Source organism: Pantoea sp. PNA 14-12, assembly GCF_004364735.1.
Lineage (GTDB): Bacteria > Pseudomonadota > Gammaproteobacteria > Enterobacterales > Enterobacteriaceae > Pantoea > Pantoea stewartii.
This window is the reverse complement of record NZ_SOAJ01000001.1, coordinates 389,085-401,188: the sequence shown is the minus strand read 5'-3', so window position 1 is coordinate 401,188 and position 12,104 is coordinate 389,085. Positions and strand designations below refer to the sequence as shown.

Sequence of the window (12,104 nt, the reverse complement as noted above, 5' to 3'; positions counted from 1 at the left end):
AAAAAGGAGAAATATGAATCGAACACTGGCGGACCTGGATCGCGTCGTGGCACTGGGCGGCGGACATGGATTAGGTCGCGTGATGTCGGCCTTGTCACCACTGGGTTCGCGCCTGACCGGCATCGTTACCACCACTGATAACGGTGGCTCCACCGGCCGCATCCGTCGGGCTGAAGGCGGTATCGCCTGGGGCGATCTGCGCAACTGCATTAACCAGTTGATTACCGAGCCCAGCGTCGCGTCCGCGATGTTCGAATACCGCTTTACCGGCAATGGCGAACTGGCCGGGCACAATCTGGGCAATTTAATACTGAAAGCGCTGGATCATCTGAGCGTGCGTCCGCTGGAAGTGGTCAATATCATCCGAAATCTGCTAAAAGTTGACGCGTTTTTAATCCCGATGTCTGAACATCCGGTGGATTTGATGGCAACGGATGACGAAGGCAATGCCGTTTATGGTGAAACCGCCATCGATGAGATGCGCGCACCACCACAGGCGTTAATGCTGCATCCTGTGGTGCAACCGACGCGCGAAGCGCTCGATGCCGTTGCAGAAGCCGATTTGATTCTGATTGGGCCAGGCAGCTTCTACACCAGCCTGATGCCCATTCTGTTAATGAAAGAAATGGCGCAGGCACTGCGCCGCACGCCCGCGAACATGGTGTTTATCGGCAACCTGGGCCGTGAACTCAGTCCGGCGGCGGCGGCGCTGACCGTGGCGGATAAGCTGAGAATAATGGAAGAGGCGATTGGTAAACGGGTCATCGACGCCGTGGTTGTCGGACCGGCCACGGACGTCAGTCTGATCGACAACCGCCTGATCATCCAGGAGCCGCTGGAGGCCGCAGATATTAAATATCGTCACGACCGCCAGCTGCTGCGCGGCGCGCTGGAGCACGCCATCCAGCGGTTTAACTGACTCAGGACACCGCGATAAACAAGGTGCGCAGTTCCTGGAGCTGATCGCGCAGGCCAGCAGCCTGTTCGAACTCCAGGTTTTGCGCATGCTGCTGCATCTGCCCTTCCAGTTCGTGAATCTTTTTCTGCAACGCCTGCGGTGACAACGCCAGGTAATCCGTCTCTGTCTCGGCGGCGTTGCGCTTGCCGGGTTTGGCTTTACCCCGCGTTTTCACCACGTTATTGCCCAGTTCCAGAATATCGGTGATTTTCTTATTCAGGCCCTGCGGTACGATGCCATTCTCTTCGTTGTAGCGCTGCTGCTTCTCACGACGGCGCTCGGTTTCTTCAATGGCGCGCGCCATGGAAGGCGTGATCTTATCGCCGTAGAGGATCGCTTTACCATTGATGTTACGTGCAGCGCGCCCGATGGTCTGGATCAGGGAGCGCTCGGAACGCAGGAAGCCCTCTTTATCGGCATCCAGAATGGCCACCAGCGAGACTTCCGGCATATCCAGCCCTTCACGCAGCAGGTTGATGCCCACCAGCACATCAAATTTGCCCAGGCGCAGGTCGCGAATAATTTCCATGCGCTCGACGGTATCGATGTCAGAGTGCAGATAGCGTACCTTTTCACCGTGTTCTTCCAGGTACTCCGTCAGGTCTTCGGCCATACGTTTGGTGAGCACCGTGACCAGTACGCGTTCATTGACGTTAACGCGCTGGCGGATCTCTGACAGCAAATCGTCCACCTGAGTCGCCACGGGCCGCACCTCAAGGATCGGATCCAGCAGCCCCGTCGGACGCACCACCTGATCGATCACCTCATCGCCCGATTTTTCCAGCTCGTATTTGCCTGGCGTGGCGGAGACATAAATGGTCTGAGGGGCCAGCGCCTCGAACTCTTCAAACTTCATGGGGCGGTTATCCAGCGCCGAAGGCAGGCGGAAGCCATATTCGACTAACGTCTCTTTACGCGCCCTGTCCCCGCGGTACATGCCGCCAATCTGCGGAATGGTTACGTGCGACTCATCGACGACCAGCAGGCCATCCGCCGGCAGATAGTCAAATAAGGTCGGCGGCGCTTCCCCCGGTCCGCGGCCAGACAGATAGCGGGAGTAGTTTTCGATACCTGAGCAGTATCCCAGCTCCCCCATCATTTCGAGGTCAAACTGCGTCCGTTGGGTAATACGCTGCTCTTCCAGCAGTTTGTTGTTTTCCAGCAGGATCTTGCGCCGTTCGGCCAGTTCAACCTTGATGTCTTCCATGGCCTGCAGGATACGCTCACGTGGCGTGACGTAGTGCGTTTTAGGGTAAATGGTAAAGCGCGGCACTACCGATTCGACCTGACCGGTAAGCGGGTCAAACAGGGACAGCCGCTCCACCTCTTCATCGAATAATTCAACCCGCAGGGCCATATCGTCAGATTCGGCCGGGAAGATATCAATGACTTCGCCCCGGACCCGGAACGTCCCGCGCTGAAACGCCTGATCGTTACGCGTGTACTGCAACTCCGACAGGCGACGCAGGATGCTGCGCTGATCGATAATCATGCCGCGCGTTAAGTGCAGCATCATTTTCAGATACAGATCGGGATCGCCCAGGCCGTAGATGGCAGACACGGAGGCCACAACAATCACGTCGCGCCGTTCCAGCAACGCTTTCGTCGCGGAGAGGCGCATTTGCTCGATATGTTCGTTAACCGACGCATCCTTTTCGATAAAGGTATCCGAACTGGGCACGTAAGCTTCGGGCTGGTAGTAGTCATAGTACGAGACAAAAAACTCTACGGCGTTTTCGGGAAAGAACTCCTTCATCTCGCCATACAGTTGCGCCGCCAGCGTCTTATTAGGAGCCAGCACCATGGTAGGACGATTCAGGTCGGCAATAACGTTAGCAACGGTAAAGGTTTTACCCGATCCGGTTACGCCTAACAGCGTCTGGTGCGCCAGGCCGTCTTCCAGTCCGGCTTCCAGACGGCGGATCGCTTCCGGCTGATCGCCAGAAGGCTTGAAAGCGGAGTTCAGTTTAAAATCTTTACTCATGAATGCGGTTCCTGCAGAAGAAAGACGGCGGGCAGCCCATTATTTTACTCTGCTATGGCAATTTTGCCAGAAAAAAATACTGGATATAATACCAGTAATGATGCACAGTATTGTCGCCAGGTTTTACTTGACTCTGGCACTTTTGCCCAGGCAAACACCCGTTTTTGTTGCGCAAGGTTATCCCCAATCCACGTATTGATTTAACATTTGTCAAGCCTGTGTCATAAAATTGCAGTTTGATGAATCGCGTCCAATCCGGCAGGCTTGTTTTTTACTAACACACTGATTTTTAATAGTAAGTAAAAAAAGCCCAGATTGTCATCATTACGTGACCAGGCCGCGTATTTCCTCGCTTCTAACCTGTTTTCATTATCTAATGCACAAGGTTATCCACAGGAATAGTGGATAACTGATGAGAGGCCTTGGAATATCGGCTGTGCATAATTTTTTCTGCCGCCGCGTTTTGATGAAAAAAAATTTTTTTTAGCGAAATTTTTAACGCCAATTGCGTTGTTTTAGCGCGATGCATGGCGCGCATTCAACGTTGATCGTCTGGCTTTTCAGGTTGCTGTTTTTTACAGCAGACTGCCTGCGCCATTTATGGGCAACTGCACCTGACGCTCATTTTTCCTGCACCCTCATCGCGCTGCACAGTCGTCCCGCCCGTCAATTGTTCACTTTTACTTATATTTAAACCGTCAAAATTCCGCATGTTAAGCGCGCAAACTTCGTTCACTCCGACTCTGGCCCGGTAATTGCATGCTCTGTGATCAGGATGTCATGCGCCACAGCAGCAGTCATAGCCCTGCTAATCTGTTAGTGCGATTTACCCCTTATGAGCAGCAAAACATTCAGGTTAATTATCTGGAAGGAGCGCGTCAGATGCTAAGTTTACGGTCGGTGAATCAGTTTTACGGAAAAAATCATATTCTCTGGAATGTGGACCTTGACCTGCCCCCCGGCACCTGTACCGGCATACTGGGACGTCCCGGCATGGGAAAAACCACGCTGGTGAACTGCATCATGGGTAAGCTTCCCATCAACAGCGGCACGATTAGCTGGCAGCAGGATGGCTCGCCGCCAGAGGACCTGCTGTCGCAGCCTGCCGATCAACGTGCACGCCAGGGCATTGGTTACGTGCCACAGGGACGACATATTTTCACGCAGATGAGCGTAGAAGATAACTTACTGATTGCCCTGCTGGCAGGCGCTGAATCGCGCGAAAATCACCGGCCTATTCCGGAAATGATTTTTGATCTTCTGCCGGCTCTCTATTCACTGCGTCAACAGCGCAGCGGGGATTTGCCGGTTTACCAGCAGCAGCAACTGGCCCTTGCCCGCGCGCTGGTATTACAGCCACGCCTGCTGATTCTGGATGAGCCCGCCGATGGCATGGCGCCCTGGCTGGAAGAAGAGATGGGTAACCTGATTCGGCGTCTTAACCGGGATTACGGCCTGACGATTCTGCTGCTGGAGCAGCGGGTTTCCCTGATTCGGCGCGTCGCTGACAGCTTTTTGCTGTTGCATCGCGGGCGTAATGTGGCGCAGGGTAACGTCACCCTGCTGGATGACGGTACGCTCGATAAATGGCTGACGATGGCGTGATTAATCCGGTAGCGTCAGATAGTGACCACAGTCTGCCTGCTGGCTGTCATCCGCTAACCAGGGAATGACACCCAGACAAGGCGCGGGCAGGCGCTCCTTCAGGGCCGTAAGGTATGCCTGATAACGCTGGCCGGGCGGCTGAACCGTGTTGGCAATCCAGCCAGCCAGTCGCAGTCCACGCGCCCTTACCGCCTCGGCGGTCAGCATGGCATGATTAATACAGCCCAGTTTTACACCCACCACCAAAATCACCGGTAGCCGTTCAGTCTCAACCCAGTCGGCATAGGTTTGCGTCTCAGACAGCGGCGTATACCAGCCGCCCGCGCCTTCAATCAGAATCCAGTCAGCCAGCGGCTCCAGCTCGCGAAGCCCTGCCGATAGCGTTGAAAAGGTAATTGGCCTGCCCTCCTCTGCGCTGACGATATGCGGCGATGTCGGCTCCATAAAGGCCAGCGGATTCACCTGCTCATAGCAGAGCGGCACATTGCTGTAACGTTGCAGCGCCAGCGCATCGCTGTTACGGATGCCTTCTGCGGTTAACGTACAGCCCGAGGCCACCGGTTTGTAGCCCGCACAGCGGTAGCCTGCTGCGCTCGCCGCCTGCAGCAGTGCGCTACTGGCAACGGTTTTACCGACTTCAGTATCGGTACCGGTGATAAACCAGCGTGTCATGATTCACTTACTCCATACATCAAATGATAACTGAGGCGGAAACCCTGTTCGTCCCGTGGCCAGTGAGCTTCAAGCTGTGCCAGACGGCGACGCGTCAGCACATAATCGGCCCGTCCGGCATGCAGATGCGTTGCGCCAATGCCCTTCAGAGAGCGCATGGCGCTGAGCGCATCGGGAAAATGCAGGGTGACGGTTTGCGCGTGACAGCGCAGCCGTTGTGTAGCACAGGCCGCGGCGATCGCCTGCGCCGGCAGAAAGCGGTTGGCGTGCACATGCGCGTCAAGATGCGACCAGGCCTCGTGAACCTCATGCAGCGATCCCGCGCTCAGCGTTGAAAACAGCATACAGCCGCCGGGTTTTAGTACCCGCGTAAACTGTCTGAGCGCGGCCGGCAAATCGTCGCTCCATTGCACCACCAGATTGCTCCATAACAGGTCAATGCTCTGATCGGCTAACGGCAGTGCGTCGATGTCGCCCGCCAGATAATGATGCGCCACCGCGTTTTGCCGGGCCTGATGCAACATCTGCGGCGACAGATCCAGCGCCATGACCTGTTTCCCCCGGTCGCGCCATAGCCGGCTGTACCAGCCGGTGCCACAGCCCGCATCCAGCACCTGTGGACCGGTTTGGGCTGGCACCCATGCCAGCAGCGCATCCCCGCTCATCCGTTGCAGTTCGGCATGCCTGTCGTAACACGACGCCGCGCGCCCAAAGGCTCTGGCTACGGCACGTTTATCAATGTGCAGCGTCATGAAGTGCCTCCAGCAGGACATCAATATCGTCTGGCTGATGCGCGGCGGTCAGCGTGATGCGCAAACGTGCCGTGCCCGGCGGTACGGTAGGCGGACGAATCGCGCTGACCCAGCAACCGGCTTCGGCTAAACGGGCCGACAAGGCCATCGCCTGGGCGTTATCGCCAACAAGTAACGGTTGGATGGCGCTGGATGACGGCATAAGCGACCAGGGCAAGGAGGAGGCGCCCCGGCGGAAATGGGCAATGTTGCGGCTCAGGCGCTGGCGCAGTCCATCGCCTGCCTGCACCTGTTTCAGGGCGGCCAGTAACGCGCTGGCCTGTGCTGGCGGCATGGCGGTTGAGTAGATGAGGTGGCGCGAAAACTGCACAAAATAGTCGGCCGTCGCGTCATCACACAGCAATGCCGCGCCGCTGACGCCAAAGGCTTTACCGAAGGTGACCACCAGCAGTTCGGGCTTAATGCCCTGTTGCCAACAGCTGCCGCGCCCCTGCTCACCTGTGACGCCAATGCCGTGCGCATCGTCAACCAGTAACCAGGCCCCTGCCTCACGCGACTGCGCCGCCAGCGTCTGTAACGGCGCGCTGTCACCATCCATGCTGAAGATCCCTTCCGTGACCACCAGCGTTTGCCCTTCACAGGGCGCACTCAGTCGCACAGCCAGACTGTCCGGATCGTTATGGGCGAAACGACGCAGTTGCGCAGGGCTGTGACTTGCAGCATCCAGCAACGAGGCATGGCTCAGCTTGTCAGCAAGAATGCGATCGTTTTTCCCGGCGAGCAGGTGAATGACCGCCTGGTTGGCGGCAAAGCCGGAAATAAACAGTAATGCCCGGGGATAACCCAGCCACCCGGCCAGTTGCGCTTCCAGGGTGGCATGAAGAGCCTGGAAACCGGTGACATGGCTGGATGCGCCTGCCCCCGCCCCGGCCAGTGCCGCGCCCTGTTGCCATCCGGCAATCACCGCCGGGTGCTGGCTTAACCCAAGATAATCATTACTGGAAAAGTGACGATAATCCCGGCCTGCATAGCGGATCAGGCGCGTCTGACTGGCGTCAACTACGCGCCGTTCGCGCCAGCCCTCTTCAGCACGGCGCTGCGCGAGCGCCTGCTGTATGCGTTGCGGCCAGCCCATTACAGCGCCGCGTTATAGAATTTTTCTGTGTCGGCATTGAGCAGTTGCTCACTGAGCTGCTGCTGTTGCGCATTATCGCCATGGGCGGTCTGGGTATGTTCCGGATTCAGTCCGAGCTTGCGGAACAGCAGCATATCTTTGTCTTCTTCCGGGTTTGGCGTGGTCAGCAGCTTGCAGCCGTAAAAAATCGAGTTAGCCCCGGCCATAAAACACATCGCCTGGGTTTGTTCATTCATCTGTTCGCGGCCCGCCGACAGACGCACGTGCGAGGTAGGCATCATGATGCGGGCGACGGCTATCGTGCGGATAAAATCGAAAGGTTCGACATCGTCATTGTCTGCCAGCGGGGTGCCTTTCACCTTGACCAGCATGTTGATCGGCACGCTTTCCGGCGGCGTCGGTAAGTTGGCCAGCTGCACCAGCAACCCGGCGCGATCATTAACCGTTTCGCCCAGGCCAACAATCCCGCCCGAGCAGACCTTGATACCAGCCTCGCGCACCTTGCCCAGCGTATCCAGTCGTTCCTGATAGCTGCGCGTGGTAATGATGTTGCCGTAAAACTCGGGCGAGGTATCCAGATTGTGGTTATAAAAGTCCAGCCCGGCGCGACCTAAACGCTGGGCCTGGCTGTCGCTCAGCGTCCCCAGCGTCATGCAGGTTTCCATGCCCATTGCTTTCACGCCTTCGACCATTTTTTCCAGATAAGGCATATCGCGATCGCTGGGGTTTTTCCACGCCGCGCCCATGCAGAAGCGGCTGGATCCGGCCGCTTTCGCTTTTTGCGCCGAACGCAGGACCTCATCCACCTCCATCAGGCGCTCTGATTCCAGCCCGGTCTTGTAGCGGGCACTTTGCGGACAGTATTTGCAGTCTTCCGGGCAGGCACCCGTTTTAATCGACAGCAGCGTGCTGACCTGAACCTGACGCGGATCGAAGTGCTGGCGATGTACCTGCTGTGCTTCAAACATCAGTTCAAGAAACGGGCGTTCAAACAGGGCCTGTGCCTGGGCTAGCGTCCAACGTTGTGACATTACGTACTCCAAAAAAGGTGTCATCCCGACAGTTAACGTGGTTATACTTGTAAACTAAATCTTTTTATTTTGGTTTACAACTACGATGTTTACGCTTCAGGACGCCGAATTCGATCGCCAGCATATCTGGCATCCTTACACCTCCATGCAGCAACCGTTGCCCTGTTACCCGGTCGTCGCGGCACAGGGTTACACGCTGCAACTGGCGGATGGGCGCACACTGGTAGACGGGATGTCCTCCTGGTGGGCGGCGATTCATGGTTACAACCATCCACGCCTGAACCAGGCCCTGCAGCAGCAGATGGCTCAGATGTCCCACGTGATGTTCGGCGGGATTACGCATCCCGCCGCGGTGGCGCTGTGTCGTCAGTTAGTGGCGATGACACCTGACGCGCTGGCGTGCGTATTCCTTGCAGACTCCGGCTCCGTTGCCGTCGAAGTGGCAATGAAGATGGCGTTGCAATACTGGCTGGGTCGGGGAGAAACGCGTCAGCAGTTTTTAACCCTTAAGCGTGGCTATCACGGTGATACATTTGCGGCGATGTCGGTGTGCGATCCGGATAATTCCATGCACAGCCTGTGGCGCGGCTATCTGCCCGAGCACCATTTTGCCGAGGCGCCGCAATGTGGTTTTGACGCGGCCTGGAATGAAGAAGATTTTCAGGATTTCGCCCGGCTGATCGAACAGCATCAGCATCAGTTGGCCGCGGTGATTCTGGAGCCCATCGTACAGGGCGCGGGCGGCATGCGTTTTTACCATCCGCGCTACCTGCAGAAGGTGCGCGAGTGGTGTGATCGTTACGGCATCCTGCTGATCGCTGATGAAATCGCCACGGGCTTTGGCCGCACCGGCACGCTGTTTGCCTGCGAACATGCGGCGATCACACCGGACATCCTGTGCGTCGGCAAAGCCCTGACCGGCGGCACGATGAGCCTGGCCGCCACGCTGACCACACGTGATGTCGCCGATACCATCAGCCGCAGTCCGGCGGGCTGCTTTATGCATGGCCCAACCTTTATGGGCAATCCGCTGGCGTGCGCCGTGGCGGCGGAGAGCCTGAAAATGGTACAGGAAGGCCACTGGCGCGGGCAGGTCAGCGCTATCGAGCGTCAGCTTCAGGCGGGACTGACGCCACTGCGCCAGTCGCCAGCGGTAGCCGATGTTCGTGTGCTGGGCGCGATTGGCGTGGTAGAAACTCACCGTCCAGTGAATATGGCCGCCCTGCAGCAGTTTTTCGTCAGTCAGGGCGTCTGGATTCGGCCCTTTGGTCGTCTGATCTACCTGATGCCGCCCTATATCATCGCGCCTGAAGCACTGGATACGCTGATCCAGGCCATGGCCGCAGCCCTGGCGAACCCCGGCCATTTTCTGCGTTGAGCCCTGAAGGCTGGACGTCCAGGCGGTTTTGGTTAAGATGAAGACGCAGTCACCATAAACCCAAGGAGATGTGATGCGAGTTTATAGTCAGGATTTACACGACGGCGACAAAATGCCGGAAAAGCATGTTTTCAACGGGATGGGCTATCAGGGCGAAAATGTGTCACCGCATCTTGCCTGGGAAGACGCGCCGGAAGGCACAAAAAGTTTTGTCGTGACCTGTTTCGATCCTGATGCCCCGACCGGCTCAGGCTGGTGGCACTGGGTGGTCGCCAATCTTCCGGCCGATACCACATCGCTGCCGCAGGGTGCGGGTTCCGGTAAAGCCGCCTTACCTGCAGGTGCCGTGCAAACCCGCACAGATTTCGGCCAGGCCGGGTACGGCGGGGCCGCGCCACCGGCGGGTGAAACGCACCGCTACATTTTTAGCGTCCATGCGCTGGATGTGGAGAGCATTGAGGTCGATGCAGGTGCCAGCGGCGCGATGGTGGGCTTCAACGTGCATTTTCACGTATTAGCCAGCGCGTCATTGACCGTTCATTACGTCTGATTGCGCGTGCTCTTCTGCCGCTCCCGCCCGGGAGCGGCAACGCTGAACGTTAAGCCAGCTGATGTACCACAACCCACATTGGGCCCTGTCCAACGGCATAACGGCCGACAGGTTCAAGTTGCCCTTGCGGTTGAGTAATGCGGTATACCTCAATGTGATGCGACTTCTGACCTGCCGCCACCAGATACTGGCCCGTGTGGTCGATATTGAAGCCCCGCGGCTGCGTTTCGGTCGGCTGGAAGCCCTCCACCGTCAGTAGCGCGCCATCTTCACTCACGCTGAACACCGTAATGGTGCTGCTGGTGCGATCGCAGGCGTACAGGAAACGTCCGTCCGGCGTCAGGTGAATATCGGCGGCCCAGCGCGTGCCGGTAAAATCAGGCGGCATCATATCGAGCGTTTGCACCGATTCCATTTTGCCGTGTGCATTCTTCAGTGACCAGACTTCGACCGTGCTGTTAAGTTCATTAACGCTGTAGGCGTACTGGCCGTTGGCATGAAACGCCATATGACGCGGGCCCGCGCCCTCTGCCGTAGTGACCTGTTGCTGGGAATGCGGCGTTAACTGACCGTCCGCCCCGAGGTTAAACAGGCAGATGCGATCCTGTTTGAGCGCGGGCACATATAACGTGCTGTCGGCATTATCGATGTTCGCCGAGTGACAACCTGCCAGACCGTCGATCACCTGGCTCGGAGCCTGGGGCACACCGTCAGCGCCGATGGGGCTGATGCTGACGCAGGCATCATTGTAGGAGCCACAAAACAGGAAACGGCCAGCGTGATCGGTGGAGATGTGGGTGGGGCTGCCCGGCAACGGCGCCTGACCCGCTTCCGTTAAGGTGCCATCCTGCGCAATACGAAAGGCCAGCACGCGGAAATCCGGACGCACGCCCACATACAAGAAATCTTTTTTCGGACTGACCACCATAGGCTGAACCTGACCGGCGATATCCGTTACCTGCAGTAGCGTCAAGGTGCCCTCATCGTTCAACTGCCAGACATGGATTTGTTGACTCTCGGGACTGGCGGTGTAGACAACCTGCTTCATGTATTCTCCTTTTTCGCTGACTCATGTTGTTCTGCAGGTCACTGTAGCGCGTTTTTTTCTGTCTCGCTGGAATGATTTGTGCCCTGATTTTTGTTTCCGGGCCACAGTCAGGTGTAGACTTGCTGTTTCGCTAACCTATCCAGATGAGAGGATTAATGAGCTATCGTGTAATCGCCCTCGACCTTGACGGCACGCTGTTGACCCCGACGAAAACCATTCTGCCCCAATCCACAGAAGCGATTACCCAGGCGCGCAAAGCGGGTATCAAGGTGATTATCGTGACCGGACGCCATCACTGTGCCATTCATCCTTTCTACCAGACGCTCAATCTGGATACGCCCGCCATCTGCTGTAACGGGACCTACCTGTACGATTATCCGGCGAAAAAAGTCCTGGCTGCCGATCCGCTGGATACCGACGTTGCGGTACGTGTGATCGAGATGCTGGATGAACATCATATTCACGGTCTGCTGTATGTGGACGATGCGATGCTCTATCAAACGCCGACCGGCCATGTGATTCGTACGCTGAAATGGAGTGAGTCATTACCTCCACATCAGCGTCCGGTGTTCAAACAGGTGGACAGCCTGGCGCAGGCCGCCAGAGAGGCGCAGTCGATCTGGAAGTTTGCCCTGTCTCACGACAACACAGCAGCGTTGCAGCAGTTTGCGCAGCGTGCGCAAGACGAGCTGGGTCTGGCCTGCGAATGGTCCTGGCACGATCAGGTCGACGTTGCCCGCGGCGGTAACAGCAAAGGCAAGCGCCTGGCGCAGTGGGTAGAATCCATCGGGCTGACAATGCAGGACGTCATTGCCTTCGGCGACAACTACAACGATCTGAGCATGCTGGAAACGGTGGGGTTGGGCGTGGCCATGGGCAATGCGGATGACGCCATTAAAGCCCGGGCGAAGAGGGTCATCGGTACGAATCTGGAAACCGGCATTGCCGAGACGCTTTATCAGCTCGTTCTGTAAGTTTCACTGACCCGATG

At 57.2% G+C, this 12,104-nt stretch carries 11 protein-coding genes; 5 read left to right on the top strand and 6 right to left on the bottom strand.

Annotated elements, in window-relative coordinates; translation table 11 throughout:
• Positions 1-13: 13 nt before the first annotated feature.
• Positions 14-919, top strand: coding sequence for a uridine diphosphate-N-acetylglucosamine-binding protein YvcK (gene yvcK / locus C7434_RS02030; RefSeq protein ID WP_006118508.1), 906 nt, complete (start codon positions 14-16; stop codon positions 917-919).
• Position 920: 1 nt separating this feature from the next.
• On the opposite strand, the gene uvrB is transcribed toward yvcK, so the two are convergent.
• Positions 921-2,942 carry an excinuclease ABC subunit UvrB gene (uvrB, locus tag C7434_RS02025; RefSeq protein WP_033737734.1) on the bottom strand — a complete coding sequence of 674 codons (2,022 nt, stop codon included), beginning with the start codon at positions 2,940-2,942 and terminating at the stop codon, positions 921-923.
• A gap of 882 nt (positions 2,943-3,824) precedes the next feature.
• On the opposite strand from uvrB, the gene C7434_RS02020 reads away from it, so the two are divergent.
• Positions 3,825-4,547: an ATP-binding cassette domain-containing protein gene (locus tag C7434_RS02020; RefSeq protein ID WP_033737785.1), complete on the top strand. Its 723-nt coding sequence runs from the start codon at positions 3,825-3,827 to the stop codon at positions 4,545-4,547.
• On the opposite strand, the gene bioD is transcribed toward C7434_RS02020, so the two are convergent.
• From bioD to bioB, 4 genes are read right to left on the bottom strand one after another with little or no spacing between them, the layout of a single operon-like run.
• Complete coding sequence (gene bioD / locus C7434_RS02015) at positions 4,548-5,219, bottom strand: dethiobiotin synthase (protein ID WP_033737735.1); 672 nt, start codon at positions 5,217-5,219, stop codon at positions 4,548-4,550. It lies immediately after the preceding gene.
• Positions 5,216-5,971: a malonyl-ACP O-methyltransferase BioC gene (gene bioC / locus C7434_RS02010; protein ID WP_033737736.1), complete on the bottom strand. Its 756-nt coding sequence runs from the start codon at positions 5,969-5,971 to the stop codon at positions 5,216-5,218. The genes bioD and bioC overlap by 4 nt, the downstream gene beginning before the upstream one ends.
• On the bottom strand, positions 5,955-7,106 hold the full coding sequence (gene bioF, locus C7434_RS02005) for an 8-amino-7-oxononanoate synthase (protein ID WP_033737737.1): 1,152 nt from the start codon (positions 7,104-7,106) through the stop codon (positions 5,955-5,957). Before bioF ends, bioC begins: the two co-directional genes overlap by 17 nt.
• Entirely contained in the window at positions 7,106-8,137 is a 1,032-nt protein-coding gene (bioB, locus tag C7434_RS02000; RefSeq protein ID WP_058707651.1) for a biotin synthase BioB, read from the bottom strand. Before bioB ends, bioF begins: the two co-directional genes overlap by 1 nt.
• Before the next feature lie 85 nt (positions 8,138-8,222).
• Between bioB and bioA the strand changes: the two genes are divergently transcribed.
• Together bioA and C7434_RS01990 are read left to right on the top strand one after the other, a co-directional pair.
• Positions 8,223-9,515, top strand: coding sequence for an adenosylmethionine--8-amino-7-oxononanoate transaminase (gene bioA / locus C7434_RS01995; RefSeq protein ID WP_006118501.1), 1,293 nt, complete (start codon positions 8,223-8,225; stop codon positions 9,513-9,515).
• Between the two features lie 73 nt (positions 9,516-9,588).
• On the top strand, positions 9,589-10,065 hold the full coding sequence (locus C7434_RS01990) for a kinase inhibitor (protein ID WP_033737738.1): 477 nt from the start codon (positions 9,589-9,591) through the stop codon (positions 10,063-10,065).
• 49 nt (positions 10,066-10,114) lie between these two features.
• Here C7434_RS01990 and pgl read toward each other — a convergent pair whose 3' ends face one another.
• Positions 10,115-11,113 (bottom strand): 6-phosphogluconolactonase, encoded by a 999-nt coding sequence (gene pgl, locus C7434_RS01985; RefSeq protein WP_006118499.1) that lies wholly within the window; start codon positions 11,111-11,113, stop codon positions 10,115-10,117.
• Positions 11,114-11,268: 155 nt separating this feature from the next.
• Between pgl and C7434_RS01980 the strand changes: the two genes are divergently transcribed.
• On the top strand, positions 11,269-12,087 hold the full coding sequence (locus tag C7434_RS01980; protein WP_054687981.1) for a pyridoxal phosphatase: 819 nt from the start codon (positions 11,269-11,271) through the stop codon (positions 12,085-12,087).
• Positions 12,088-12,104 lie beyond the last annotated feature (17 nt).

Bases quoted from the DNA above. Each gene is read 5' to 3' on its own strand.
- pgl (WP_006118499.1), bottom strand. From the start codon at position 11,113: ATGAAGCAGGTTGTCTACACCGCCAGTCCCGAGAGTCAACAAATCCAT.
- bioF (WP_033737737.1), bottom strand. From the start codon at position 7,106: ATGGGCTGGCCGCAACGCATACAGCAGGCGCTCGCGCAGCGCCGTGCT.
- bioA (WP_006118501.1), top strand. From the start codon at position 8,223: ATGTTTACGCTTCAGGACGCCGAATTCGATCGCCAGCATATCTGGCAT.
- bioB (WP_058707651.1), bottom strand. From the start codon at position 8,137: ATGTCACAACGTTGGACGCTAGCCCAGGCACAGGCCCTGTTTGAACGC.
- C7434_RS01980 (WP_054687981.1), top strand. From the start codon at position 11,269: ATGAGCTATCGTGTAATCGCCCTCGACCTTGACGGCACGCTGTTGACC.
- bioC (WP_033737736.1), bottom strand. From the start codon at position 5,971: ATGACGCTGCACATTGATAAACGTGCCGTAGCCAGAGCCTTTGGGCGC.
- uvrB (WP_033737734.1), bottom strand. From the start codon at position 2,942: ATGAGTAAAGATTTTAAACTGAACTCCGCTTTCAAGCCTTCTGGCGAT.
- yvcK (WP_006118508.1), top strand. From the start codon at position 14: ATGAATCGAACACTGGCGGACCTGGATCGCGTCGTGGCACTGGGCGGC.
- C7434_RS01990 (WP_033737738.1), top strand. From the start codon at position 9,589: ATGCGAGTTTATAGTCAGGATTTACACGACGGCGACAAAATGCCGGAA.
- C7434_RS02020 (WP_033737785.1), top strand. From the start codon at position 3,825: ATGCTAAGTTTACGGTCGGTGAATCAGTTTTACGGAAAAAATCATATT.
- bioD (WP_033737735.1), bottom strand. From the start codon at position 5,219: ATGACACGCTGGTTTATCACCGGTACCGATACTGAAGTCGGTAAAACC.